Origin of the sequence: Intrasporangium sp., from assembly GCF_036566125.1 — a bacterium.
Lineage (GTDB): Bacteria > Actinomycetota > Actinomycetes > Actinomycetales > Dermatophilaceae > Intrasporangium.
Map to the genome: position 1 here is coordinate 12,115 of NZ_DATCWX010000077.1, position 26,400 is coordinate 38,514.

Sequence of the window (26,400 nt, forward strand, 5' to 3'; positions counted from 1 at the left end):
TCAGTGCGCGGCGTCGTGCCAGGAGCGACCGACGCCGACGTTGATGTCGAGCGGGATGTCCATCTCGACGGCATGGCCCATCTCGTGACGGACCAGCTTCTCGACGTCCTCCCGCTCACCCGGCGCGATCTCGAGGACGAGCTCGTCATGGACCTGCAGGAGGATGCGTGACTCCGCCCCGGCCTTGGACAGAGCCCGGTCCACGCCGATCATCGCGACCTTCATGATGTCCGCGGCCGACCCCTGGATCGGCGCGTTGAGGGCCATCCGCTCGGCCGCCTCACGACGCTGACGGTTGCTCGACGTGAGGTCAGGCAGGTAGCGGCGACGCCCCAGCATCGTTGCGGTGTAACCAGTGCCGCGAGCCACCGCCACGACGTCCCGCAGGTAGTCGCTCACCCCGCCGAACCGCTCGAAGTAGCCGTCCATGAGGCCCCGCGCCTCCTCGGTGCTGATCGTCAGCTGCTTCGACAACCCGAACGCCGACAGACCGTAGGCCAACCCGTACGACATGGCCTTCACCTTCGAGCGCATCTGGGCCGTGACGTCCTCAGGCGCCACGCCGAAGACCTTCGACCCGACGTAGCGGTGCAGGTCCTCCCCCGACCGGAACGCCTCGATGAGCCCCTCGTCGCCCGACAGGTGCGCCATGACGCGCATCTCAATCTGCGAGTAGTCGGCCGACATCAGCGCCTCATAGCCGTCGCCGACGACGAACAGCTCACGGATGCGGCGTCCCTCCTCGGTGCGGATCGGGACGTTCTGCAGGTTGGGATCGGTCGACGACAGGCGGCCCGTGGCGGCGATCGTCTGCAGGTAGGTCGTGTGGACCCGGCCGTCGTCCGCGACTGACTTCTGCAGCCCCTCGACCGTGACCCGAAGGCGTGCCGAGTCCCGGTGCCGCAGGAGCGCCTCGAGGAAGGGGTGCTCAGTCTTGACGTACAGGTCGTTGAGCGCGTCCGCGTCCGTGGTGTAGCCAGTCTTGGTCTTCTTCGTCTTTGGCATGTTGAGCTGCCCGAAGAGCACCTCCTGCAACTGCTTTGGCGAGCCGAGGTTGATCTGGTTGCCGCCGATCGCGTCATAGGCGTCCTGCTGGGCCTGCGCGACCTTCGCAGCGAAGTCCTTCTCGAGGGCGTCCAGGCCGGGCGCGTCGACGGCGATCCCGATCTGCTCCATCCGGGCCAGCACATGGATGAGCGGCAGCTCGACGTCCGCGAGTAGCTCGGCGCCGCCCGTCGCCTCCACCTGCTCGTCGAGCACGGCGGCCAGGTCGCGCACCGCGGTCGCGCGGACCATCTCCTGCTGCGCCGCCTTCGCCTCGGCGTCCCCGTCGAAGTCGAGAATCCCTTGTCCCTCAGTCGTTGTCGTCCCGCTGAGCTCCCGCCGCAAGTGGCGAAGCACCAGGTCGTCGAGGTGGTAGGTGCGCTGGTCCGGCTTGACGAGGTAGGCCGCCAGCTGGGTGTCGCTGGTGAGGCCCTCCAGGGTCCAGCCCCTCGCGGCGAGCGCCTCGATCGGGCCCTTGGCATCGTGCATCGCCTTGGGTCGGCCGGCGTCCTCGAGCCACGCCCCGATCGCGGCCTCATCCTCGGGAGTTAGCGCCGTGAGGTCGATCCAGGCAGCCGCGTCGTCCGCGGCCGCGATAGCGATCCCGGTCGGGTCTCCCGTCCCACGGGCCCACGTCCCAGCGACCGAAAGAGCCGCGCGGTCGCCAGGGGCCAGGTGTTCGGCGACCCAGTCGGCAACCGCACCCGGCTCGAGGACCGCCCCGTTGACGTCGAAGCCCTCCTCGGCCTCTGGGGCGCTGGCCTCGACCTCGCTGAAGAGTCGGTCCCGCAGCACGCGGAACTCGAGGCGGTCGAAGACCTCGTGGACCTCCTCGCGGGCCCACTGGGCTCGCTCGAGGTCGTCCACGCCGCACCCGACGGCCACGTCCCTGACGAGCTGGTTGAGCCGCCGGTTGCGCAGGACCTGGTCGAGGTGCTCGCGAAGCGCGTCCCCGGCCTTTCCCTTGATCTGGTCGATCCCGGCGACGATCCCGTCGAGGTCGCCGAACTGGGCGATCCACTTCGCGGCCGTCTTGGGACCGACGCCCGGCACGCCGGGCAGGTTGTCGGACGTCTCCCCCACCATCGCCGCGAGGTCGCTGTAGCGCGCCGGGGTCACACCGTACTTCTCCTCGACCTGCGCCGGCCCCATCCGCCACACCTCGGAGACGCCGCGCACGGGGTAGAGGATCGTGACGTTGTCGCTGACGAGCTGGAAGGTGTCGCGGTCGCCGGAGCAGATGAGGACCTCGAGGCCCTTGGCGTCGGCCTCGGTCGCGATCGTGGCGATGATGTCGTCGGCCTCGTAGCCGTCGAGCTCACACCACCGGATCCGCAGCGCGTCGAGCACCTCCTTGACGAGTGGGAGCTGCCCGGCGAACTCGTCGGGGGTGCGCGCCCGGCCTGCCTTGTAGTCGGTGTACTCCTCCGTGCGGAAGGTCTGGCGCGACTTGTCGAAGGCGACGACCACGTGCGTCGGCTGCTCGTCGCGCAGCATGTTGATGAGCATCGAGGTGAAGCCGTAGACGGCGTTCGTGTGCTGCCCGGTGGCCGTCGAGAAGTTCTCGGCCGGTAGTGCGAAGAACGCGCGGTAGGCAAGCGAATGTCCGTCGAGGAGGAGAAGTCGGCTCACCCCGCAGAGCCTAGTGTCCGGTGCCGACAGGGGCGCAGCCCGTTCGGACGCCCCTCGCGTCAGCATTACGATCCCCCTATGTCTGATACCACGCACCTCGAGTCGATCCGGGCGGTGGGCGCGGGCGCCCTGGGCGAGCGGATGGGGATCGAGATCACCGAAGCGACCCCTGAGCGCCTTGTCGGAACCATGCCGGTCGAAGGCAACACCCAGCCCTACGGCCTGCTCCACGGCGGCGCCAGCGTCGTGCTCGCCGAGACTCTCGGGTCGTTCGGCGCGGCCCTGGTGGCAGGCGAGGACCGCGTGGCCGTCGGGCTCGACATCAACGCGACGCACCACCGGGCGGCGCGTTCGGGGGTCGTGACCGGCACGGCGACCTTGTTGAGCGGAGGCCGTTCGGTGGCAAGCTACGACGTCGTCATCACCGACGAGGACGGCCGGCGCGTCTGCACCGCCCGCATCAGCTGTCTGCTGCGCGATCGGGCTCCCGGGGCCTGAGCCCAAACCCGACCCGATCAGCCAACGACACCGGGTGGCTGCGCCGAGGTCGTGCGGGCCCGAACGTCACGACGTCGCTGCAACACCTTCTCGAGCGAATACCGTTGGCTCCGAGGCTCGCCGGCAAGCTTGCGTTGCAGGACCGCCGAGGAGGTGACGCGACGCACCGTCTCGGGGGCGAAGCCGAGCCGAGCAAAGAACCGGTTCAGCTCGCGATCCTGTGCTGGCACCGCGCTGACCAGGTGGTCGCACCCGTTCCGGTCGGCGTAGCGGGAGGCCGCGGCCAGCAGGGCCTTGCCCACCCCTTGTCGCCGGAAGTCCGCATGGACGTAGAGCATGTCGATCGAGACGCTGGGGGCGGCGACGAGGAGACTGCGCGTGGTGTCCGCGATGACAACGTAGCCGGCAGGTCGGCCATCGAGGAACGCGATGTACGCCGTCACATCCTTGCGTGCCAAAGCTTTTCGAAGGGTTCCGTCGGCCGCCAGCCGACACGCCGCCTCGGGCGTCGTCCCCGCCTCGACACGATGCGCTGTCCAGAGCTCGATGAACGGAGTCTGTAGACCCACGTCCACCCGCTGGACAGTCACTGGCGAACGACCCATACGTCCCTCCAAGTTGTGTTCCCGGAAGCCACGCGCCTGACCCTACGACCATGACGTTCGGAGCGAAAGAGGGGGGGTGCCACATCGCGTGTCCCCTTGTGAGTGTGCGGAACACATTCCCGTATGCCGCTGGGCTTGCTTGCGTCGTCTCGTGCCCGTCGGCGGGGGCGTGGGGTCATGGTCGGGCCGACCAGAGTCGACCCCTGCCGCCGCCGTCGGTCGTTGCGACGTAGAGCGTGTCGCCCACCGCGGCCGACGCGATCGGCACACCGGGCGGCCCCGATCGTTGACGCCAGCCCGACGAGCCACGTTGCAGTATCGTCCCGGGCATCGCGATGAGATCGGTGCCGTGGATCCGGGTCGGCGGCGGCACGGTGTGTTTCTCGGCCACCGTGAACGCAGGCGTGGCGACCCGCGCCACAGTGGAGCCCCGAACGTCCCAGACAGCGAGGGTCCCGCCATCGGCGCCGACCGCGAGGCAGGTGTCGCCCTCGCAGCGCGCCGCATGGGCCTCAGCGATCGGCTGCGAGGCCGGCAGTCGGACTAGCGTCCACGGGCCGTGTGCGCCGGGGGCCATCCAGAGGGCGGGTACTGACGCGATGGAGCCGGTGCCGAGGTCGGTGACGGAGCCTGCGAGAGCTAGGCCGTCGCCCGTGGACGTGATGAAGCGGGCACCGTTCAGGGCACGTGGGGTGCTTCCGAGGGGCGAACCGGTCGAGTCCTGTCGCTTCCACCGATCTCCTGATCGGAACCAGAGGGAGACATCGTTGCCGGTCCGACTGCTCTGCCAGGCCCCGGCCACAACGGGATCCGTCCCGGCGAACGCGATGCCGGTCAGGTCACCCGCGCCCCACCCCCCGAAGACCCCGAAGGGCTGGGGCTGCTCCACGAGGCGCGGTGGGTGGCCGCCCAGGTCTCCTGCCCAGACCGTCCACCGGACGTTGGCATGGGCTCCGCCCCTGGCCCCGCCGACGGCGACGATCTGCCCGTCACGGGAGGCGACGGACAGCCAGCGGGCGACAGCCGCGTAGGGGGTCTTCCCGACGACGTCCACCTCGGCGAGGTCGCGGTCGCGGAGGACGAGCAGGTGCGGGTTCGGACGGTCCGGAGCCCACGCGCCGATGACCAGCGCATCGCCGGCAGAGGTGAGCGTCACCGCGTCCATCCCGGCGGGCAGCGGCTGCTCGGTCCAGGCCAAGGCCCCCTCGTTCGCTCCGCCCGAGGCCGTCGGCGACACGAGCTCGGTCCCTCCGCCGTGGCAGGCCGTCAGGACGACAGCCACGAGGAAGGCCAGGAGAGCCGCAGCCAGCGGCTGACGCCCCCGTGGCGGACGGCGACCGCCATCGGAGCGCACCCCCTGGTGAGCCCCGATCCGTCGCCCTCCGCGCACGGTGGTGATCTGCCTGTCAGTCCTCGCCGAGATAGGCCTTCCGCACCTCGTCGCTTGCGAGGAGCTCCTTGCCCGAGCCCTTGAGCACGATCTTGCCGACCTCGAGAACGTAGCCGTGGTTGGCCCGTTGGAGCGCGGCCTGGGCATTCTGCTCGACGAGCAGGATCGTCGTGCCCTGCTGCTGCAGCGTGGTCACGGTGGACATGATGCGCTTCATCATGATCGGCGAAAGCCCCATGGATGGCTCGTCGAGCATGAGCAGCTTCGGGCGGCTCATCATGGCCCGACCCATCGCCAGCATCTGCTGCTCACCGCCGGAGAAGGTGCCTGCCGGTTGCTGATGTCGCTCGCCCAGGATCGGGAAGAGCTCGTATGCCGCTTGGAGGTCCTTGTCGATCTCGCGGTCCCGGCGCGCGAACGCCCCGAGTCGCAGGTTCTGCTCGACGGAGAGGCGCGGAAAGATGCGGCGGCCCTCCGGCGAGTGGGCGATGCCGAGACTCACGATGTCGTGCGCCGCGACGTTGTCGATCCGCTTGCCCTGGAAGCGAATCGAGCCTGCACTCGGTCGCATGAGGCCAGAGATGGTCCGCAAGGTCGTCGTCTTCCCGGCACCGTTGGTGCCGATGAGGGTGACCACCTCACCCTCGTCGACCGTGAAGCTGATCCCCTTGACCGCCTTGATCTTGCCGTACGAGATGACGAGGTCCTTGACCTCGAGCATGGCGCTCACTCCTGCTCATCCTCCTCGTCGTCGGCGGCGCCGCCGATATAGGCCTCGATGACCCTGGGGTCGGACTGCACCTCGTGCGGGGTCCCCTCGACGAGGACCTCGCCGCGAACGAGACAGAGCACCCGGTCGCAGAGGTTGAAGATGAAGCGCATGTCGTGCTCGATGACCACGACCGCCAGCCCGCTGTCACGGATCCGGAAGATCAGGTCGCTCGCCTGCTGCGTCTCCCTGGGGTTCATGCCGGCGGTCGGCTCGTCCAGCAGGAGGAGCTTCGGGTCGGTGGCCAGGGCACGGGCGATCTCGAGGCGTCGCTGGTCCCCGTAGGGCATGTTGCGCGCCAGGTGTTCAGTCGACCTGCCGAGCCCGACGAAGTCGAGCAGCTCCTGGCCGCGCTCGCGCGACTCCCGCTCCTCGCGCCGGAACTTCGGACCACGGAGGATCGAGGTCAGCGCCATGGAGCTCGTCCGGCAATACCGCCCCACCATGACGTTCTCGAGAGCGGTCATGTTGCCAAAGAGGCGGATGTTCTGGAACGTCCTCGCCATCCCTGCGTTGACGACGGCACGCGGCTTGGGCGGCAGATCCGTGCCGAGCAGGCGGACGCGTCCCTCGGTGGGCTTGTACATGCCGGTGAGACAGTTGAAGAAGGTCGTCTTACCGGCGCCGTTTGGCCCGATCAGCCCGACGATCTCGCCTTCCTGGACACTCATCGCGACGTCGTTGACGGCGGTGAGGCCGCCGAAACGCATGGTGACCCCGGTCGCCTCGAGTACGGGCGTGCCCGCCGTGCGGTCGCTGGGCGTGATCTCGTCGACGGCGGTCATGCCTTGGCCTCCTGTTCCTCGACGAGGTGGACTTCCTCGATGCGGGTGGCGAGCTCCTCATCCGCCTCGTGGAACTCGAGCTGACGCCGCTTGCTCGCGATGATGCCCTCCGGCCGGAAGCGCATCATGAGGACGAGCAGCAGACCGAAGATGAGCAGCCGGTAGTCAGCGACGAAGCGCAGCTTCTCGGGGAGCAGCTTGAGGATCGTGGCGCCGATGAGCACTCCGGCGACCGTGCCCATGCCACCGAGGACGACCGCCGCGAGCAGGAAGGCCGACTCGAGGAAGATGAACTGGTCCGGTGTGACCGACACGTCGTGGTGGGCCTTGATCGTGCCCGCCAGGCCAGCAAGGAAGGCACCTCCGGCGAAGGCGAAGAGCTTGAGGGCGAAGGTGTTGACCCCCATGGCCTCGGCTGCCTTCTCATCCTCACGGATCGCGATCCAGCCTCGACCGATGCGGCTGTTGTTGAGCCGCGTGAAGACGGTGATGACGAACGCGAGCAACACGAGGAGCGCGAAGTAGTAGTTGGCGAAGCGGCCCAGCGTGATGCCCAGGACATCGTGCGTCTCTCCGAAGTTGAACGAACCGATCTCGAGGTCGGGGATGGCGGGGATGCCGTTCGGCCCATTCGTCAGCTTCGGGCCGTCCTGACCGTCGAGGTTGCCCATCGAGAGTCGGAAGATCTCACCGAAGGCCAGCGTGACGATGGCGAGGTAGTCACCCGAGACTCGCAAGGTCGGTGAGCCGATGATCAGGCCGAGAGTCGCCGACACGCAACCACCGATGAGCATCACGACGAGGAACGGCGGCTTCCATCCGATCGTGGCGAAGGTTGAGTAGGACATCGTCGCGCCGACGTAGGCTCCGGCGCCCAGGAAGGCGATGTAGCCGAGGTCGAGCAGGCCAGCGAGCCCGACGACGATGTTGAGGCCAAGGGCCGTGGCCGCGAAGATCAGCACCTGGGTGGCGATCGACATGTTCGCATCCGAGCCGCCCTGAGTGAACGGGAACAGGAGCGCCACGGCGACAGCGCCGAGCATGAGGACGCGCCGGTGCGTCTGCGCGATGACGCCGACCCAGGTGAAGAACCCGGCTCTGGCGAGGGCCAGGCAGACGATGCCGACGAACAGGACGACGAGCGAGAAGACCGTCCCGTCGTCGATGCCCAGGACGTAGGCAACCCCGAAGAGGACGATGGCCAGCAGCACGACGATGGTGAGGATCTCTACCCACGACGGCAGGCTCGCGTGTAGCGGGTCGCGGTGGGCCCGGGGCGTCAGGCCGGCCGAGCCGATGAGAAGGATGACGGCCCCGGCGAAGGAGACCCAGGCACCCGGCATGACGTTGACCAGCCCACCTGACTGGATCGCGATGAGCGCGATGACGAGCGCCATGAAGATGGTGCTCCCGAGTCCGAGGGTCCGCAGGGCAGTTGCCGAACTGAGCCACTCGCCGAGGTGGCTCAACGGGCCTCGGTACATCAGGGCGAAGAGCACCGCCAGCACGGCGGTGATGATCATCAGGATCTGGACGGCGCCGGGATAGAAGTCGATCGACAGGTCGCCCAGGACGTCGCTGGTGTAGCTCCACGAGAGGAAGCAACCTGCGCCGAGGACGACCGCACCCGCCAGCGTGAGGGGCCACGCGAAGGGGGCGACCGGTCGACCGACGCGGTCCCAGAGACTGACCCGCTCCGTGTCGTCGTGCGCTTCTTCGATGTCGGTGTCGATGCTCATGCGCGGTCCACCACCCTTGCGCCGAGAATGCCCTGGGGCCGGAAGACGAGGACGACGATGAGCAGCACGAAGGCCCAGACGTCCTTCCACGCCGACCCGCCGAACTGGCCCGGGATGAAGCCCACGGCCAGGGCCTCGGCGACACCGAGGACGAGACCGCCCACGACCGCGCCCATGATGTTGCCGATTCCACCGAGCACGGCAGCGGTGAAGGCCTTGAGGCCGGCGAGGAAGCCCATCCGGAAGTCGATGTTCGCGTTGAGCAGGCCCTGCGCGAGGCCCGCGATCGCGGCGAGGAGCGCGCCGATGGCGAACGCGATCACGATGATCCGGTCGACGTTGACACCCATGAGTCGCGCGGTGTCGGGGTCCTCCGAGACCGCCTGCATTCCGTGTCCCGACCTGGTCCTGTTGATGAACCACCAGAGGAACGCCGCGGACATCAGGAGCGCGCCGACCGTGAACACGGCGGCACGCTGCACGGTGACGCCACCGAAGGTGAGCGCGGGACCCGTCACCACGTCGATCTGCGGGAACGGGATCTTGCTCTTCGCGCCGGGGTAGAAGAGGCGGATCGCCTCCTGGAGGGCCACGGAGATGCCGATTGCGGTGATGAGCGGGGCCAGCCGTGGCGCTCCGCGCAGGGGACGGTAGGCGAAACGCTCCATCAACACGGCCGTCGTCACCGAGGCGATGACGGCACCGAGGAGCATGATGGGAAGCACCCAGAGGGCGGTCGTGCCCTCGAAGAGCAAGGTCCACGTGGCCAGGGCGCCGAAGGCCCCGATCATGAAGATCTCACCGTGGGCGAAGTTGATGAGCTGGATGATGCCGTAGACCACGGTGTAGCCGACCGCAATCAACGCGTAGAGGGAACCGAGGGTCAGGCCGTTGACCAGCTGTTGTAGCAATTCGGTCATGTGTGCCGGAACCACCTTTCGATGTCGACGCGTTCGGCCAGGGACGGTAGTGCCCGCCCCTGGCCGAACTCTGTCATTTGATGATCCGGATCAGGCGAGGTTCTCCGACTTGACGAAGGCCCACTTGCCGTCCTCCACCTTGTAGCCCGAGATGACCTTGACCTTGGTGTCGCCGAACTCGTCGAAGGCAACCTGGCCCGTCACACCGGCGAAGGAGACCTTGCCGACCGCGTCGATGATCGCCTGACGCTGGTTCTTGACGTCGGACGCGTCCTTGAGGGCGACCTTGAGGCCCTCGATGATCGCCTTGGCGGCGTCGTACGAGTAGCCACCGTAGGCAGCGGCCGGTTCGGCGAACTTGGCGGCCTCGTAGTCGGCGAGGAACTTCTTGCCCGCGTCGGACTTGTCGGTCGGCTCACCGACCGAGGTAGCGAGGTCGCCGTTGGACGTGGCGCCCGCCAGCTGGATGAACGTCGGGTCGAAGATGCCGTCGCCACCCATGAGGGGGACGTTCAGACCGGCGGCCTTCATCTGCTGCGAGAGCGGCCCGGCCTGCGGGTACTCACCGCCGTAGTAGACCGCGGCGGGCTTGGCCGGAGCGACCTTGGAGACGACCGGGCCGTAGTTGGACTCGTCCGGGTTGATCGTCTCCGCGGCGACGATGGTGCCGCCGCCGGCCTTGAAGGCCTCGGTGAAGTACTGGACGAGGCCCTGGCCGTACGTCTTCTTGTCGTGGATCGTCGCAACCGACTTGATGCCCTGGTCCAGCAGGAACTTCGCAGCGAACGCGCCCTGCGTGATGTCCGTGGTGCAGGTGCGGAAGAAGGTCTTGTAGGGACGGGTGTTGCCGTCCGCGCCACGTGTGAGCGACGGGCCGGTGTTCGCCGGCGAGATCTGCACGATGTTGGCGGCCGCGAAGACCGGCTGGGTCTGCTGCGACACGCTGGAGTTGAGGTTGCCCACGACGCCGGCGACCTGGTCGTCCGCGGCGAGCTTGGTGGCGCCGTTCTTGCCGACGTCGGCCTTGCCCTCGTCGTCCACGGGCTCGACCTTGATCTCCCAGCCAGGGATCGCATTCTCCTGGTTGGCTTGCATCACTGCGAGTTCGACCGAGTGCTGGATGCCCTTGCCGAGCGCGGAGAGGTCACCGGACAGCGGCGCGATGACGCCGATCTTGACGGTCTTCTTGGCGCCGCCGGTCGACCCGGCGTTGGAATCCTCGCCGCGAGTGCCACAGGCGCTCAGGGCCAGAGCGGCGACCACGATGGGCACCGCAAACTTCATGTGGGAACGCACTGCTTGTCCTCCTGATGTCACACATCCCTCGGTCGAGGGGCTGAGGAGGACATTAGAGCCATCGCGGCGCCACGTCACCCCTCTTGGCCGGATCGGTGACCGTGTCGTGACCTGAGGACCTCAACCCGGTGGCGTATCCGCTCACCGGACGCCTCTCGCTCAGTTCGTCGGGAAGCCGTTGATGACCGCCTCCGCAACCTCCTTCATCCCGAGGCGGCGGTCCATGGCGGTCTTCTGGATCCAGCGGAACGCGTCGGCCTCCGACAGTTTCAGCTGCGTCATGAGCACGCCCTTGGCACGGTCGACGAGCTTGCGCGTCTCGAGCCGCTCCCCCAGATCGGCGACCTCCGCCTCCAGAGCCGTCAGCTCGAGCCACCTCGAGTGGGCGATGTCGATGGCCGGACGCAGGTCGTCGGCCGTGAACGGCTTGACGATGTAGGCCATCACCCCCGCGTCCCGGGCGCGCTCGACGAGCTCGGTCTGGCTGAATGCCGTCAACATGATGACCGGGCACACCTTGGCCTCGTGGAGCTGCTCGGCAGCGGAGAGCCCGTCGAGGACCGGCATCTTGACGTCCATGATGACGACGTCCGGCCGGAGCTCCTTGGCAAGCTCGACCGCCTGCTCGCCGTTGCTCGCCTGGCCGACGACCTCGTAGCCCTGCTCGCCGAGCATCTCGACGAGGTCGAGGCGAATCAGGGCCTCGTCCTCCGCGACGAGGATGCGGGTGGCCCCGCGGTCGCCAGCGTGGTTGTCCCGGGTGGTGCTCTGCTCTGTGCTCACGGGTCAAACCCTATCTGTGTGCCGGGAGCGGGACTTGAACCCGCACGACCTTGCGGCCAAAGCATTTTGAGTGCTCCGTGTCTGCCATTCCACCACCCCGGCAGAGGTGCCGGGCCAGCATACCGGGGTGGCTCCCTCCCGAACGAAACCGCGGGGACCCAGCGACACCAATCGAGTGAACAGCTTTCGGGGTGCGCGGCTCCGCCGGGCGGCCCGAAAGCTGTTCACTCGATCGGTGAGGGGCTGGCCGTCCACATCGCCTCGCTCAGGCGGTGACCTCGTCGGGGTTGTACGCCGGCGCGGCCCGGCTCACCGCGTCCCCGATCCGATGGACTCGAAGGGCGTTCGTCGAGCCGGGGATGCCGGGCGGCGACCCAGCGACGATGAGGACGCGGTCGCCGACTGCGACTCGACCCTCGGGGATGAGGTTGAGGTCCACCTGCATCGCGAACTGGTCCGTGTGCGACATCCGTGACACGAGGTAGGTCTCGATGCCCCACACCAGGGCGAGCTGCGACCGCGTGCGTTGCTGCGACGTGAAGGCCAGCATCGGCCGCTTGGGGCGCAGCCGCGCCTGGCGGCGCGCCGAGCCCCCCGTCTCCGTGAAGGTGATGAGGAACTTGGCGTCGATGACGTCGCCGATCTCCACGGCCGCCTTGGTGACCGCGCCCGCCGCCGTCGTGATCGAGGCACGTACCGGCGAGATCTTGTCGAAGCCGTGCTCCTCGGTCGACTCGATGATGCGAGCCAGCGTCGTGACCGCCTCCATCGGCCAGGCTCCCACGGAGGTCTCGCCGGAGAGCATGATGGCGTCAGCACCGTCGAGCACCGCGTTGGCGGCGTCCGACGCCTCGGCCCGCGTCGGCCTCGGGTTCTCGATCATCGACTCGAGCACCTGGGTCGCGACGATGACCGGCTTGGCCTCCCGCCGCGCGAGCTCGCAAGCACGCTTCTGCACGATGGGCACGTCCTCGAGGGGCATCTCGACGCCGAGGTCTCCTCTCGCAACCATGATGCCGTCGAAGGCCTGGACGATCTCCTCGAGGTTGGCGACCGCCTGGGGCTTCTCGATCTTGGCGATGACGGGGACCCGGTAGCCGAACTCGTCCATGACCTCGTGGACGTCCGTGATGTCGCTCGCGGAGCGCACGAAGGACAGGGCGATCATGTCGGCGCCCAGGTTCATGGCGAAGCGGAGGTCGTCGCGGTCCTTCTCCGACAGCGCGGGCACGCTCACCGCAACCCCGGGCAGGTTGATGCCCTTGTTGTCCGAGACCGGGCCGCCGATGACTGTCTCGGTGATGATGTCGGTCTCGGTGACGTCCACCGCCCGCAGGCACACCTTGCCGTCGTCGATGAGCAGGACATCCCCGGGCCGGACGTCCGTGGGCAGGCCGGCGTAGGTCGTGCCGACCTCCGTGTCGTCACCTTCGACGTCACGGGTCGTGATGGTGAATCGCTGGCCCGGCGAGAGGGTGATCGGGCCGTCCGAGAACCGCCCGGTCCGGATCTTGGGACCCTGGAGGTCGACGAGGATGCCGACGGCGCGGCCCGACTCGTCACTCGCGGCCCGCACGTCCCGGTACACCTGCGCGTGGAGGGACTGCTCCCCGTGCGACAGGTTGAGGCGGGCGACATCCATGCCCGCGTCGACGAGGGCTCGGATTTGCTGGGGGGACGAGGTCTTGGGTCCGATCGTGCAGACGATCTTGGCGCGACGCATGACTCAACCTTATGGCTCGTGTGACCTGGGTCACGTGGCGGGGTTCACCCTTGGACGAAGTGCGGGAGTGCTGGGACCGCGGGTACCCGCGGACGGAGCTCAGCGGCATACGAACAGGTCGTATGCCGCTGAGCTCGCTCACGCTCGACCCTCAGACCGCGAGGGGCCGCTCCGTGGGGGCGATCGGGCGCGGTAGGGAGCTCGAGCCGGTGAGCCAGGCGTCGACTCCGGCGGCAGCCGCCCGACCCTCGGCGATGGCCCACACGATGAGGCTCTGCCCACGCCCCGCGTCACCTGCGACGAAGATGCCCGGCACGGAGGACATGTAGTTCTTGTCCCGCCGGACGTTGGACCGCTCGTCGAGATCGACGCCGAGCTGTTCGACGACGCCGGGACCCTGGGGACCGAGGAAACCCATGGCGAAAAGGACCAGCTGAGCCGGGATCTCGCGCTCGCTTCCGGCCTTGGGCTGGGGGCGACCGTCCTGGAACTCGACCTCGACGAGCCGCAGGGCGGCGACGTTGCCCTCGTCGTCCCCGATGAACTCTGTGGTGCTCACCGAGTAGATGCGGTCCCCACCCTCCTCGTGCGCGCTGGCGACGCGGAAGATCATCGGGTAGGTCGGCCACGGCTGGTTCGCAGGGCGGTCGTCACCGGGCTGCGGCATGATCTCCAGGCTGGTGACCGACCGGGCGCCCTGCCGGTGTGCGGTGCCGATGCAGTCGGCTCCGGTGTCGCCGCCACCGATGACGATGACGTCCTTGCCCGTGGCCAGGATCTGGTCCTCGACCACCTCGCCCAGCGCGGCGCGGTTGCCCTGCGGGAGGTACTCCATCGCCTGGTGGACACCGCGCAGCTCGCGGCCGGGTGCGTTCAGGTCGCGCGGCACCGTAGCCCCGATGGCGAGGACGACGGCGTCGTAGCGATCGCGGAGCTGCTGTCCCGTGAGGTCGACGCCGACGTCGACCCCGCTCCGGAACCGGGTCCCCTCGGCCTTCATCTGGCTGAGGCGCCGGTCGAGCACCGACTTCTCCATCTTGAACTCCGGAATGCCGTAGCGGAGGAGTCCACCCGGCTTGTCGGCGCGCTCGAAGACCGCGACCGTGTGTCCGGCGCGGGTCAGCTGCTGGGCGGCCGCGAGACCGGCGGGGCCGGAGCCGACGACGGCCACCGTCTTGCCGGACAGTCGCTCGGGCGGCATGGGCCGGACCAGTCCGCGGTCGAACGCCTGCTCGATCGTCGACACCTCGACCTGCTTGATGGTGACGGCCGGCTGGTTGATGCCGAGCACGCAGGCCGTCTCGCACGGGGCGGGACAGAGTCGGCCGGTGAACTCCGGGAAGTTGTTCGTCGCGTGCAGCCGCTCGATGGCGGCCGCCCAGTCACCGCGCCAGGCGTGCGTGTTCCACTCCGGGATGAGGTTGCCGAGCGGGCAGCCCTGATGACAGAACGGGATGCCGCAGTCCATGCACCGACCGGCCTGTCGCTGGAGCTGGCCGAGCTCCTGCTCCTCATAGACCTCCTTCCAGTCCCGGATGCGCACCGGGACCGGACGGCGGGCGGGGAGCTCGCGCTGCCTCGTGGTGAGGAAGCCTTGCGGGTCAGCCATGGGAAGCCTCCATGATCCGGTTCCACACGTCCGGGCCGTCGACGTCGAGGCCCTCCGCGACCGCCTCGGCCCGGACGTCGAGAACTCGCTGGTAGTCACGCGGGAGGACGAGGGTGAACCGCCCGCGGGCGCGGTCCCACTCATCGAGCAGGGTCTCTGCGACCGGCGAGTCGGTCCAGGCGACGTGGTCCGTCAGGAGCCGCCGGACGGTCGTCTCGTCATCCGGCCGCAGAGGCGAGAGGCGGACCAGCTCGGTGTTGACGAGCTCGGGTCGCAGGTCGAGGACATAGGCAACGCCGCCGGACATGCCCGCCGCGAGGTTGCGGCCGGTCGGGCCGAGGATGAGGACGGTGCCCCCGGTCATGTATTCGCACCCGTGGTCGCCGACACCCTCGACGACGGCAGTCACTCCGGAGTTCCGGACGCAGAACCGCTCCCCGACGACCCCCCGGAGGAAGAGCTCGCCCGCAGTGCCGCCATAGCCGATGACGTTGCCGGCGATGACATTCTCCTCGGCGATGAGCTTGGCCGCGTGATGCGGGCGGACGACGATCCGACCACCCGAGAGGCCCTTCCCGACGTAGTCGTTGGCATCGCCGAGGAGGCGCAACGTCACCCCGGCGGGGAGGAACGCACCGAAGGACTGGCCACCGGACCCGGCCATGGTCAGCTCGATCGTGTTGTCCGGGAGGCCGTCGGGATGTGCCCTGGTGACGTGGTGGCCGAGCATCGTGCCGACGGTTCGGTTGACGTTGCGGACCGCGATCTCGCTCCGGACCTGCTCGCCGCTCTCGATCGCCGGCAGCGCGCGGGTGATCAGCTCGTTGTCGAGTGCCTTGTCGAGGGCGTGGTCCTGTGCGGTCGTCTGGTGCAACGTCCCGCCCGTGGGGTTGTCGGCGACCGCCAGGATCGGCGCCAGGTCGAGCCCGGACGCCTTCCAGTGCGCAATCGCCTTGTCGAGGTCCAGGCTGCCGACCTGGCCCACGGCCTCCTCGATCGAACGGAACCCGAGGGCGGCGAGGTGCTCTCGGACCTCCTCGGCGACGTACTCGAAGAACGTCTCCACGAACTCCGGCTTGCCCGTGAAGCGCGCGCGCAACTCCGGGTTCTGCGTCGCGATCCCGACCGGACACGTGTCGAGGTGGCAGACCCGCATCATGATGCAGCCCGAGACGACGAGCGGCGCCGTGGCGAACCCGAACTCCTCTGCCCCGAGCAGGGCCGCGACGACGACGTCCCGCCCCGTCTTGAGCTGGCCGTCGACCTGCACCACGATGCGGTCGCGCAGACCGTTGAGCACGAGCGTCTGCTGCGCCTCGGCGAGCCCGAGCTCCCACGGCGCTCCCGCATGCTTGAGCGACGTGAGCGGCGATGCGCCCGTGCCGCCGTCATGACCCGAGATGAGCACGACGTCTGCGTGGGCCTTCGACACCCCAGCGGCTACCGTCCCGACCCCGACCTCCGCGACCAGCTTGACGTGGATCCGTGCGGACGGGTTGGCGTTCTTGAGGTCGTGGATCAGCTGGGCGAGGTCCTCGATCGAGTAGATGTCGTGGTGGGGCGGCGGCGAGATGAGGCCCACGCCGGGGGTGGAGTGCCGGGTCCTGGCCACCCAGGGGTAGACCTTGTGGCCGGGCAGCTGGCCGCCCTCCCCGGGTTTGGCGCCCTGGGCCATCTTGATCTGGATGTCGTCCGAGTGGGTCAGGTAGAGGCTGGTCACACCGAACCGCCCGGACGCCACCTGCTTGACGGCCGATCGCCGCTCCGGGTCGAGGAGGCGGTCGATGTCCTCGCCGCCCTCGCCGGTGTTGGAGCGTCCGCCCAGCCGGTTCATCGCCACCGCCAGGGTCTCGTGCGCCTCCTGGGAGATCGAGCCGTAGCTCATCGCACCCGTGTTGAACCGTTTGACGATCTGGCTGACCGGCTCTACCTCGTCGATCGGCACGGGCAGGCGGCCGGTGACGCCCGCCGACTTGAACGCCATGAGACCACGCAAGGTCATCAGCCGCGCCGTCTGGTCGTCGATGCGTCCGGTGTACTGCTTGAAGATGTCGTAGCGGCGCTGCCGGGTCGAGTGCTGCAGGCGGAACACCGTCTCGGGATCGAACAGGTGCGGCTCCCCCTCGCGCCGCCACTGGTACTCCCCGCCGACCTCGAGCACGCGGTGGGCCTGGTACACCCCGTCGGGCGGGTAGGCCGTCGCGTGGCGCTCGGCCGTCTCCCTGGCGATGACGTCGAGCCCGACGCCCCCGAGCTGCGACACGGTGCCCGTGAAGTAGCGGTCCACCAGGTCCTGGGCCAGGCCGATCGCCTCGAAGACCTGGGCTCCCCGGTAGGAAGCGACGGTGGAGATGCCCATCTTGGACATCACCTTGAGCACACCCTTTCCGAGCGCCTTGATGAGGTTCTTGACGGCCTGCTCCGGCGTCACGCCCTCGAGCTGGCCCGACCGGACGAGATCCTCGACGGACTCCATCGCGAGATACGGGTTGACGGCGGCTGCCCCATAGCCGATGAGCAGCGCCACGTGGTGGACCTCGCGCACGTCGCCGGCTTCGACGAGCAGGCCGACCTGGGTCCGTGTCTTCTCCCGGATGAGGTGGTGGTGGACGGCCGCAGTGAGCAGCAGCGACGGGATGGGCGCGAGATCGCGACCCGAGTCGCGGTCGGAGAGCACGACGAAGCGGGCCCCTCGCGAGATCGCCTGGGAGACCTCGGCGAAGATCTCCTCGAGCCGCTCGCGCATCGCGGCCGCTCCACCGGTCACGTCGTAGAGCCCGCGGATGACGTGGGTCGCGTAGCCGGGCAGGTCGCCGTCGGCGTTGACGTGGACGATCTTGGCCAGCTCGTCGTTGTCGATGACCGGGAACGTGAGGACGATCTGGCGGGCGTGCGCCGGGGATGCCGACAGAGCGTTGCCCTCGGGGCCCATGGTCGTGGAGAGCGAGGTGACGAGCTCCTCACGGATTGCGTCGAGCGGAGGGTTCGTCACCTGCGCGAAGAGCTGGGTGAAGTAGTCGAAGAGGAGCCGGGGGCGCGACGAGAGGACGGCGATCGGCGTGTCCGTGCCCATCGACCCGAGGGCCTCGGCCCCCGACCTCGCCATCGGCGTGAGGAGGATGCGCAGGTCCTCGGTCGTATAGCCGAAGGTCTGCTGGCGGCGCGCGACCGAGGCCGCGGTGTGGACGATGTGCTCCCGCTCCGGCAGGTCCTCGAGGCGGATCAGGCCGGCGTGGAGCCACTCGCCGTAGGGCTTGCCCGCCGCGAGCTGGCCCTTGATCTCGTCGTCGCCGACGATCCGGCCGTGCTCGGTGTCGACGAGGAACATCTTCCCCGGCTGGAGGCGTCCCCGCTGGACGATCGTCGCAGGGTCGAGCTCGAGGACGCCGGACTCGGACGCGAGGACGACGAGGCCGTCGTCGGTGACGGTGTAGCGCCCGGGACGCAGACCGTTGCGATCGAGCACCGCCCCGACGAGGGTGCCGTCGGTGAAACAGACGTTGGCCGGACCGTCCCATGGCTCGAAGAACGTCGAGTGGAACTCGTAGAACGCACGCCGAGCCGGGTCCATCAGCTCATGGTTCTCCCAGGCCTCCGGGATCATCATGAGGACCGCGTGGGGCAGCGACCGCCCGCCCAGGTGCAGCAGCTCGAGGACCTCGTCGAAGCTGGCCGAGTCGGACGCTCCCGGTGTGCAGATCGGGTAGAGCCGCTCCAGGTCACCCGGGATGATGTCCGACGTGAGCAGGCTCTCCCGGGCGCGCATCCAGTTGCGGTTGCCCTTGACCGTATTGATCTCGCCGTTGTGTGCGATGAGGCGGTAGGGATGCGCGAGCGGCCAGGACGGGAAGGTGTTGGTCGAGAACCGGGAGTGCACGAGTGCGAGCTCGGTGGCAAAGCGCGGATCGGACAGGTCCGGGAAGAACGGCTCGAGCTGGCCCGTGGTCAGCATGCCCTTGTAGACGATGGTCCGGGCCGAGAGAGAGGCGAAGTAGACGTCGACCTCGTGCTCGGCACGCTTGCGCAGGCAGAAGGCGAGCCGGTCGAGCCCGAGCGCAACCTGGCGCCCCATGGCCGAGCTGACGAAGAGCTGCTCAAAGTGCGGCATGCAGGCGCGCGCGGCAGCGCCGACCAGGTCGGCCTCCACAGGCACCTCGCGCCAACCGAGCACCTTGAGGTGCTCCTCGGCCGCAAGCGCCTCGATTCTCGCCTTGGCGGCGGCCCGAGCGGCCGGGTCCGTGGGCAGGAAAGCCAGCCCAGCGGCATACGCCCCGGAGTTGGGCAGCGTGAAGGGGACGGTCCCGCGGAAGAACGCGTCCGGCAGCTGCGTCAGGATCCCCGCCCCGTCACCGACGAGGGGGTCGGCGCCGGTGGCACCACGGTGGTCGAGGTTGCGCAGGGCGGTGAGCGCGTGCTCGACGATGTCGTGGCCCGCCGATCCCCTCATCGTCGCGATGAGGGCCACCCCACACGCGTCGTGCTCGAACTCGCGACGGTACAGCCCCGAATCGTCGGGATGGGTACTGAACAGTCCACGCGTGCGGGTGTGCGGCGACATCTTCACCGTCCTTACCAGTTGTCGATCCCCTGACATGGGTGAGGGCGTGTGGACGGCCTTGGCCACAAGCTGTGCAGAGAAAATACTGCCCGCTCCGGCGTGTCCTACTCTTTGATACGAGTCGTTTCGGATGGTGAGACGCTGTGGGCCACCTGATCGGTGTCGTCGGGCTGGTCGGTCTCCTCCGCCGTGTCCGCCGTGTCCGCCGTGTCCGCCTCGTCGAGCGGTGAACCCGGTGCGCCTACCGCCGGGACGGCTCGCGCGTCGGCCCGACGGCCGAACCAGCGCCAGAGCCAGAGGCCGAGGAGGAACACCAGGATCGAGGTCCAGGTGTTGACCCGCTGACCGAGGATGTGGGTGGCCGGGTCGGTGCGCATGTTCTCCACGATGATCCGGCCGATGGGGTAGCCCATGACGTAGGCGGCGAACACCTGTCCTCGCGCCAGGTCGAAGCGCCGGCCGAGCCAGATCAGGAAGGCGGCGAGGGCGAGCACCCACAACGCCTCGTAGAGGAACGTGGGGTGGAAGTAACCGAGCACGACGGGGTTGCCGTCGGGTCCGACCACCGCTCGTCCCGCGGACTGGTCGAACTCGTAGACCTTGAGCCGCCACGGCAGGTCGGTCGGCGCGCCGTGCAGCTCGTTGTTGAACCAGTTGCCGAAGCGGCCCATCGCCTGGGCGATCGCCACGCCCGGAGCCGCCGCATCGATGAAGTCGCGGAAATCGACGCCCGATCTGCGGCAGCCGATCCAGGCACCGACGGCGCCGAGGGCGATGGCACCCCAGATGCCGAGTCCGCCCTCGTAGATCTTGAGCGCGTCCGCCGGGTTCTTGCCGGGCCCGAAGTAGAGGTGGTTGTCGGTGATGACGTGGTAGATCCGCCCGCCGATGATGCCGAAGGGCACGGCCCACGCGGCGATGTCGACGGCCGCACCGGCCGGAACGCCCCTGGCGGCAAGCCGGCGCTGCGTGAGCCAGACCGCGACGATGATGCCGGCGAGGATGCACATGGCGTAGGCGCGGATCGGCACCGGCCCGACGTTCCACACCGACTGTGTCGGCGACGGGATCTCGGACGCAAGAGATGGGAGTATGCCGCTGAGTTGGATCACGCGCGTCCCCTCCGTACGCCGTCGGCGAGTTCACGAGCGAGGGCGCCGAGGGCCTCGAGCCCGTCCTGCGGCGTGGCAGCCTCGGTGAGGCAGCGCACGAGCGCCGAGCCCACGATGACACCATCGGCGAATCGGCCGACCTGGCTGGCCTGGTCCCCGGTGGAGACACCCAACCCGACGCAGACCGGTAGGTCGGTGACCGCCCTGGTCCGTGACACGAGGTCCTCCGCGGCCTCGTCGACGCTCGTCCGTGCCCCCGTGACGCCCATCACGGCGGTCGCGTAGACGAAGCCACGGCAGTTCGAGGTGACCTCCGCAAGGCGCTCCGCGGTCGAGCTCGGCGCGACGAGGAACACCTTGTCCAGCCCATGCCGGTCGGCCGCGCCGATCCAGTCGGCCGCCTCGTCGGGGATGAGGTCGGGGGTGATGAGCCCGGCGCCACCGGCGGCTGCGAGGTCGGCGGCGAACCGGTCGACCCCGTACCGGAGGACCGGGTTCCAGTACGTCATGACGAGCGCTCCCGCGCCGGCTGCGGTGACGCCGCGCACCGCCTCGAAGGTGTCCTTGAGCCGCACGCCGCCCTCGAGGGCCCGGACGGCGGCATCCTGGATGACCGGCCCATCCATGACGGGGTCGCTGTAGGGCACGCCGATCTCGATGATGTCGACGCCCGATCGGACGAGAACCTCCATCGCCTCGATCGAGTCGGAGACTGTCGGGAAGCCGACGGGAAGGTAGCAGATGAGCGCGGCGCGTCCCTCACGACGGCACGCCTCGATGATGGGACCCACGCTCACAGCTGCTCCCCCATCCCCTTGGCGCCGGGCTGGTCGAACGGCTCGATGGGGTGGTCGTCGATCAGCCCGAACCACTGCGCGGCTGTGTGGACGTCCTTGTCGCCGCGGCCCGAGAGGTTGACGAGGATGACCGCATCCGGGCCCAGCTCCCGACCGAGCTGCATCGCGCCGGCCAGGGCGTGGCTGCTCTCGATGGCCGGGAGGATCCCCTCCGTGCGGCTGAGCAGGCGGAAGGCCTCCATGGCCTCGACGTCGGTGATGGGACGGTACTCCGCACGCCCCGACTCCCGGAGATACGCGTGCTCGGGTCCGACGCTCGGGTAGTCGAGGCCGGCCGAGACGCTGTGCGACTCGATGGTCTGTCCGTCCTCGTCCTGGAGGACGTACGTGAAGGCGCCGTGCAGCACGCCCGGGATGCCGGTGGAGAACCGGGCCGCATGCTTGCCGGAGTCGATGCCCGACCCCCCTGCCTCGAGCCCGACGAGGCGCACCGATGCGTCGTCGATGAACCGGTGGAAGATGCCCATCGCGTTGGACCCCCCACCGACGCAGGCGCACACGACGTCCGGAAGTCTCCCCACGAGGTCCAGCACCTGTTGCCGGGCCTCGATCCCGATGACGCGGTGGAACTCGCGGACCATCTCCGGGAACGGATGCGGACCTGTGACCGTGCCGAGCACGTAGTGCGTCGTCGCAACGTTGGCGACCCAGTCCCGGAACGCCTCGTTGACGGCGTCCTTGAGGGTCTGGCTGCCATGCTCGACGGGCACGACCTCGGCGCCGAGCAGGCGCATCCGCGCGACGTTGAGGGCCTGGCGCTGGGTGTCCTTCTTGCCCATGTAGACGACGCACTCGAGCCCCAACAGCGCCGCCGCCGTCGCCGTGGCCACGCCGTGCTGCCCCGCTCCCGTCTCTGCGATGACCCGCGTCTTGCCCATGCGCTTGGTGAGCAGCGCCTGACCCAGCACGTTGTTGATCTTGTGCGAGCCCGTGTGGTTGAGGTCCTCGCGCTTGAGCAGGACCCGCGCGCCCCCACAGTGCTCGGCAAACCGGGGCACCTCGGTGATGATGCTCGGCCGTCCGGTGTAGGTCCGGTGCAGCCGCTCGAGCTCGCCGACGAATGCCGGGTCGACGGCAGCCTTGCGCCAGACCTCCTCGAGCTGCTCGAGTGCAGGGATGAGCGCCTCTGGGACATAGCGGCCCCCGAACGCGCCGAAGCGCCCCACGGACAGGGTCTGGGACATCGTCACTCCTCGTGAGACACCGCGCGAGCGGCCTCGATGAACCGCCGCACAGCGTCGGACGGTGCGCCGCCGGTCACGAGGGCCTCTCCGACGAGCACGGCCCGTGCACCGGTTCGAACGTAGTCGGCCACATCGGAGGGTCCGGCGACTCCCGACTCTGCGACGCTGACGACGTCGTCCGGAAGCTGTGGCAGGAGGCGGGCCACGACCTGCCGGTCCACCTCGAGGGTCTTGAGATTGCGAGCGTTGACCCCGACGAGCGCCGCGCCGAGCGCCAGCGCCCGCTCGAGCTCGTCGGCGTCGTGGACCTCGACGAGCGAGGTCATGCCGAGGTCGGTGGCCTGGTCGTGCAGGTCACGCAGCAGGGTGTCATCAAGAGCGGAGGCCATGAGCAGGATCAGGTCCGCGCCATGGGCGCGCGCCTCGACCACCTGGTACGGGTCGACGATGAAGTCCTTGCGGAGCACGGGAATCCGCACGGCGGAGCGGACGGCGTCCAGATCGGCCAGGCTTCCACCGAACCGGCGCGGCTCGGTCAGAACGCTGACGGCGCTGGCCCCACCGGCCTCGTAGGCCGAGGCGAGCCGCCCGGGCTCCGGGATCGCGGCCAGCGAGCCCTTGCTCGGGCTGCGGCGCTTCACCTCTGCGATGACGGCAACCCCCGGGGCTGTCCGGAAGGACGGCAGCGGGTCGATCGGCGGCACGGCATCCACGGCTCGGGCCTCGACCTCACGAAGGGGCGTGGCGGCACGACGACCCGCGAGATCCTCGCGAACGCCGTCGATGATCCCGTCGAGAACCGTCGGCACAGCTCTCAGCTCTTGCCGACGGTCGAGGTGCCGCGCTCGTCCGGAGCATCCGCGACGAGGCCCTCGCCCTCGCTGTCGTGCGGCTTGCTGCCGTAACCAGCCATAGCGAGGACCTTGCCGACGATGGCACCGCCGACGATGACCACCGCGGCGATGATGCCGAGCAGCATGCTCGGGATGACGACGGCGATGCTGCCGATGGCTGCGCCGACCAGCATGATGCCCACCGCTGCCCACGCCGCAACGCTGTGTCCGTGGTCCTCGTGCTGCTCTTCCATGACGTTCTCCCATCCGGTCGGCGTCTCGTGCCGGTCGCCGCTGCGTCGTCCGGCGGCTGCTCCTGGCCGCCTTCGGGTCATTCTGTCAGGTCCGGTCCGGGCCGTCGCGAAGGGTGGGGTCGTGGCCCTCACTGAGCTCGTCCCACGTGGTGCGGATCTCTCCCCGGGGCCCGCTGGCCGGCTTCGTGCGGTCGTAGCGGGCAGAGAGACCGAACCAGGTCCGGCTCGACGCCGCGGCGACAACGGTCCCGCAGACGAGGACCACGGCAGCGACGACCGCAGCCCAGCCCCATCCGGTCGTGACGCCGGTCGCGTCCGGCGCCGTTGTCCTCGCGAGCTGCCGGGACAGGGCGTCACCGACGACCACGCTTGGCCGTAGCGCCACGAACGCCGTCACGGCCAACGCGCCCAAGGCGGACCCGACCATGACCACCGCCGAGGCATTCCGGATCACCCGCCCCCCGGTCATGAGGGCGAGGAGCGCGACCACGCAGATGACGGCCAGTCCGACGGCACCCGGAGCGGCCGCGGCTCCGGTGACGTCCACCGCGCCCCCACTCAGCACGTCACCGGTCGTGCCGCGCACCCAGACCTGGGTGGAGAGGGCGAGGAGGACGACCGCGGGCAAGGCCACGGCCAGGGCCGCGCGGCGCTTGTCGAGCCTCATCGGACCACCGGCCTCAGGCCTTCGGCCGCGGCCACGGCACGCAGCGCGGCAGCCGCCTTGTTGACGGTCTCCTCGAACTCGAGGTGCGGAACGGAGTCCGCGACGATCCCCGCCCCTGCCTGGACGTGCGCCTCCCGATCCTTGATGAGGGCGGTCCGGATGGCGATGGCCATGTCGAGGTCGCCCGCGAAGTCGAGATACCCCACCACCCCGCCGTAGAGCCCGCGTCGAACCCCTTCGTAGCGGTCGATGAGCGCCATGGCGCGTGGTTTCGGCGCTCCGGAGAGAGTCCCGGCCGGAAAGGTCGCGACCAGGGCGTCGTACGCCGTGCACTCAGGGCGGAGCTCGCCGACGACGGTCGACTCGATGTGCATGATGTGGCTGTAGCGGCGCACCGACATGAAGTCGACGGTGTCGACGGTTCCGGCCCGGCAGATCCGTTGGAGGTCGTTGCGCGCGAGGTCGACGAGCATGAGGTGCTCGGCGCGCTCCTTGGCGTCCCCGAGCAGGTCCTCGGCGAGATGGGCGTCGTGCTCCGGGCTCTTGCCGCGCGGACGGGATCCGGCAATGGGATGGGTGATGGCCTGGCGCTCCGTGACCTTGATGAGCGCCTCCGGGCTGGAGCCGACGACGTCGTAGGACGATCCGTCGGGATGCGGCAGCCGAAGCAGGTACATGTACGGGCTCGGGTTGCTCACCCGTAGGGCGCGATACACGTCGAGCGCGTCGGCGCTGCACGGCACGGTGAAGCGCTGGGAGACGACGACCTGGAAGGCCTCCCCCGCCCGGATGGCCTCCTTGGCCTGCTCGACCATCGCCTCGAACTCCTCCTGCGTGTGACTGCTACGAGGCTGCGCGGCCAGGGGTTCGATCGTGGCGACGGTGCTCGGCGCCGGCGCGGCGAGCTCCTCGGTCATGCGGTCGAGCCGGCGGACGGCGTCGGCCCAGGCCTGCTCGATCCGCTCGTCCGTGGCGTCGTGGTTGACGGCGTTCGCGACGAGCAGGAGCGAGCCGTCGCTGTGGTCGAACACGGCGAGGTCGGTCGCGAGCATCATGGCCAGCTCCGGCAGCTGCAGCTCGTCCCGTCCGGTGTCCGGAACCCGCTCCCACCTGCGCACGGCGTCGTAGCTGATCGCCCCGACGAGGCCGCCTGTCAGCGGTGGCAGGCCGGGGGTGCGCGGGGTGGCGAGCGCCGCGACGGTGTCACGGACGGCTGCCGTCGGGTCGCCGGATCGGGGCAGGCCGACCGGCACGTCGCCGATCCAGTACGCCTCGCCGTCGCGCTCGGTCAGGGTGGCGGCGCTCCGGGCGCCCACGATGGAGTACCGGGACCAGACGCCGCCGTGCTCGGCCGACTCGAGCAGGAACGTGCCGGGTGAGTCCTTGGCGAGTTTTCGGTACACGCCGACGGGGGTCTCGGCGTCCGCGAGCACGCGCCTGACGACCGGGATGACCCGACGGTGCTGCAGCGCCAGCTCGGTGAAGACGTCGAGGCTCGGCCACGTCGTCCCCCACGTCAGGTCAGCGTGCGGGACCGGCGAGGGGGTCGCGGCACTCACAGTCGTCGGCTCGCTGGTCGGCTCCGTGGTCGTGTTGGACACGTGCGCCATTCTCGCGCACCCGGTGCCGGCGTCCTGCCCCGCCCGGGATCCGGGATGCGGGACCGGCCTCAGCCCGCGGACTGTCCAGCCGGGCCCTGCCCGACCACCGCGGGCAGGACGCGGGCATCGAAGCAGGTTCGGTCGCCCGTGTGGCAGGCCGCCCCGACCTGGTCAACCTGGACGAGCAGCGCATCCCCGTCGCAGTCGAGCCGGACGCCCCGGACCCACTGGACGTGACCGCTCGTGTCGCCTTTGCGCCAGTAGGCCTGACGGCTCCTGGACCAGAACGTGACGCGCCCGTCAGCGAGGGTGCGCCGCAGCGCCTCCTCATCCATCCAGCCGAGCATGAGGACCTCGCCCGTGTCATGTTGCTGCACGACGGCCGCGACGAGCCCGTGCTCGTCGCGCTTCAGCAATGCCGCGATGGCGGGATCGAGCGCGGGCGTTTCGGTGCTGGTCGACTCGGTCACCGGCACATTCTGCCCCGACGCCCTGAACCCAGGCCAAACCATGAGTCGTATGCCGCTGGGCTGGCTGGGCC

21 protein-coding genes and 1 tRNA gene are annotated in these 26,400 nt (G+C 69.1%); 1 reads left to right on the forward strand and 21 read right to left on the reverse strand.

Annotated features, from left to right (window positions below):
• Entirely contained in the window at positions 1 to 2,676 is a 2,676-nt protein-coding gene (polA, locus tag VIR15_RS04485) for a DNA polymerase I (RefSeq protein ID WP_331926275.1), read from the reverse strand.
• Positions 2,677 to 2,754: 78 nt separating this feature from the next.
• Between polA and VIR15_RS04490 the strand changes: the two genes are divergently transcribed.
• Positions 2,755 to 3,174 carry a PaaI family thioesterase gene (locus VIR15_RS04490; RefSeq protein ID WP_331926276.1) on the forward strand — a complete coding sequence of 140 codons (420 nt, stop codon included), beginning with the start codon at positions 2,755 to 2,757 and terminating at the stop codon, positions 3,172 to 3,174.
• Between the two features lie 17 nt (positions 3,175 to 3,191).
• Here the strand turns inward: VIR15_RS04490 and VIR15_RS04495 are convergent, their stop codons facing one another.
• The 20 genes from VIR15_RS04495 to hisI all read right to left on the reverse strand — a co-directional run bounded on the left by VIR15_RS04495 (position 3,192) and on the right by hisI (position 26,335).
• On the reverse strand, positions 3,192 to 3,779 hold the full coding sequence (locus VIR15_RS04495) for a GNAT family N-acetyltransferase (RefSeq protein ID WP_331926277.1): 588 nt from the start codon (positions 3,777 to 3,779) through the stop codon (positions 3,192 to 3,194).
• Between the two features lie 175 nt (positions 3,780 to 3,954).
• The gene (locus VIR15_RS04500) at positions 3,955 to 5,061 is read right to left on the reverse strand and encodes a hypothetical protein (RefSeq protein WP_331926278.1); all 1,107 of its coding nucleotides are present in this window, start codon (positions 5,059 to 5,061) and stop codon (positions 3,955 to 3,957) included.
• A 124-nt stretch (positions 5,062 to 5,185) separates the two neighbouring features.
• The gene (locus VIR15_RS04505; protein ID WP_524538089.1) at positions 5,186 to 5,890 is read right to left on the reverse strand and encodes an ABC transporter ATP-binding protein; all 705 of its coding nucleotides are present in this window, start codon (positions 5,888 to 5,890) and stop codon (positions 5,186 to 5,188) included.
• Between the two features lie 5 nt (positions 5,891 to 5,895).
• On the reverse strand, positions 5,896 to 6,723 hold the full coding sequence (locus VIR15_RS04510; protein ID WP_331926280.1) for an ABC transporter ATP-binding protein: 828 nt from the start codon (positions 6,721 to 6,723) through the stop codon (positions 5,896 to 5,898).
• Positions 6,720 to 8,462, reverse strand: coding sequence for a branched-chain amino acid ABC transporter permease (locus VIR15_RS04515; RefSeq protein ID WP_331926281.1), 1,743 nt, complete (start codon positions 8,460 to 8,462; stop codon positions 6,720 to 6,722). The genes VIR15_RS04510 and VIR15_RS04515 overlap by 4 nt, the downstream gene beginning before the upstream one ends.
• A complete protein-coding gene (locus tag VIR15_RS04520) occupies positions 8,459 to 9,382 on the reverse strand; it encodes a branched-chain amino acid ABC transporter permease (RefSeq protein WP_331926282.1) in 924 nt (307 codons plus the stop codon). Before VIR15_RS04520 ends, VIR15_RS04515 begins: the two co-directional genes overlap by 4 nt.
• Before the next feature lie 90 nt (positions 9,383 to 9,472).
• The gene (locus VIR15_RS04525; RefSeq protein ID WP_331926283.1) at positions 9,473 to 10,666 is read right to left on the reverse strand and encodes a branched-chain amino acid ABC transporter substrate-binding protein; all 1,194 of its coding nucleotides are present in this window, start codon (positions 10,664 to 10,666) and stop codon (positions 9,473 to 9,475) included.
• A 171-nt stretch (positions 10,667 to 10,837) separates the two neighbouring features.
• The gene (locus tag VIR15_RS04530; RefSeq protein ID WP_331926284.1) at positions 10,838 to 11,461 is read right to left on the reverse strand and encodes an ANTAR domain-containing response regulator; all 624 of its coding nucleotides are present in this window, start codon (positions 11,459 to 11,461) and stop codon (positions 10,838 to 10,840) included.
• Positions 11,462 to 11,480: 19 nt separating this feature from the next.
• A tRNA-Leu gene (locus tag VIR15_RS04535) sits at positions 11,481 to 11,563 on the reverse strand.
• Between the two features lie 163 nt (positions 11,564 to 11,726).
• Positions 11,727 to 13,184 (reverse strand): pyruvate kinase, encoded by a 1,458-nt coding sequence (pyk, locus tag VIR15_RS04540; protein WP_331926285.1) that lies wholly within the window; start codon positions 13,182 to 13,184, stop codon positions 11,727 to 11,729.
• Positions 13,185 to 13,335: 151 nt separating this feature from the next.
• A complete protein-coding gene (gene gltD / locus VIR15_RS04545) occupies positions 13,336 to 14,793 on the reverse strand; it encodes a glutamate synthase subunit beta (protein ID WP_331926286.1) in 1,458 nt (485 codons plus the stop codon).
• Positions 14,786 to 19,351 carry a glutamate synthase large subunit gene (gene gltB, locus VIR15_RS04550; protein WP_331926287.1) on the reverse strand — a complete coding sequence of 1,522 codons (4,566 nt, stop codon included), beginning with the start codon at positions 19,349 to 19,351 and terminating at the stop codon, positions 14,786 to 14,788. Before gltB ends, gltD begins: the two co-directional genes overlap by 8 nt.
• A 104-nt stretch (positions 19,352 to 19,455) precedes the next feature.
• The gene (lgt, locus tag VIR15_RS04555; protein ID WP_331926288.1) at positions 19,456 to 20,463 is read right to left on the reverse strand and encodes a prolipoprotein diacylglyceryl transferase; all 1,008 of its coding nucleotides are present in this window, start codon (positions 20,461 to 20,463) and stop codon (positions 19,456 to 19,458) included.
• Positions 20,460 to 21,260 carry a tryptophan synthase subunit alpha gene (trpA, locus tag VIR15_RS04560; RefSeq protein ID WP_331926289.1) on the reverse strand — a complete coding sequence of 267 codons (801 nt, stop codon included), beginning with the start codon at positions 21,258 to 21,260 and terminating at the stop codon, positions 20,460 to 20,462. The genes lgt and trpA overlap by 4 nt, the downstream gene beginning before the upstream one ends.
• The gene (gene trpB, locus VIR15_RS04565) at positions 21,257 to 22,504 is read right to left on the reverse strand and encodes a tryptophan synthase subunit beta (RefSeq protein WP_331926290.1); all 1,248 of its coding nucleotides are present in this window, start codon (positions 22,502 to 22,504) and stop codon (positions 21,257 to 21,259) included. The genes trpA and trpB overlap by 4 nt, the downstream gene beginning before the upstream one ends.
• Before the next feature lie 2 nt (positions 22,505 to 22,506).
• Positions 22,507 to 23,313: an indole-3-glycerol phosphate synthase TrpC gene (gene trpC, locus VIR15_RS04570; protein ID WP_331926291.1), complete on the reverse strand. Its 807-nt coding sequence runs from the start codon at positions 23,311 to 23,313 to the stop codon at positions 22,507 to 22,509.
• 5 nt (positions 23,314 to 23,318) lie between these two features.
• On the reverse strand, positions 23,319 to 23,591 hold the full coding sequence (locus VIR15_RS04575) for an HGxxPAAW family protein (protein ID WP_331926292.1): 273 nt from the start codon (positions 23,589 to 23,591) through the stop codon (positions 23,319 to 23,321).
• Positions 23,592 to 23,676: 85 nt separating this feature from the next.
• Positions 23,677 to 24,258 (reverse strand): Trp biosynthesis-associated membrane protein, encoded by a 582-nt coding sequence (locus VIR15_RS04580; protein ID WP_331926293.1) that lies wholly within the window; start codon positions 24,256 to 24,258, stop codon positions 23,677 to 23,679.
• The gene (locus tag VIR15_RS04585) at positions 24,255 to 25,817 is read right to left on the reverse strand and encodes an anthranilate synthase component I (RefSeq protein ID WP_331926313.1); all 1,563 of its coding nucleotides are present in this window, start codon (positions 25,815 to 25,817) and stop codon (positions 24,255 to 24,257) included. Before VIR15_RS04585 ends, VIR15_RS04580 begins: the two co-directional genes overlap by 4 nt.
• A 110-nt stretch (positions 25,818 to 25,927) precedes the next feature.
• A complete protein-coding gene (hisI, locus tag VIR15_RS04590; protein WP_331926314.1) occupies positions 25,928 to 26,335 on the reverse strand; it encodes a phosphoribosyl-AMP cyclohydrolase in 408 nt (135 codons plus the stop codon).
• Positions 26,336 to 26,400: the final 65 nt, after the last annotated feature.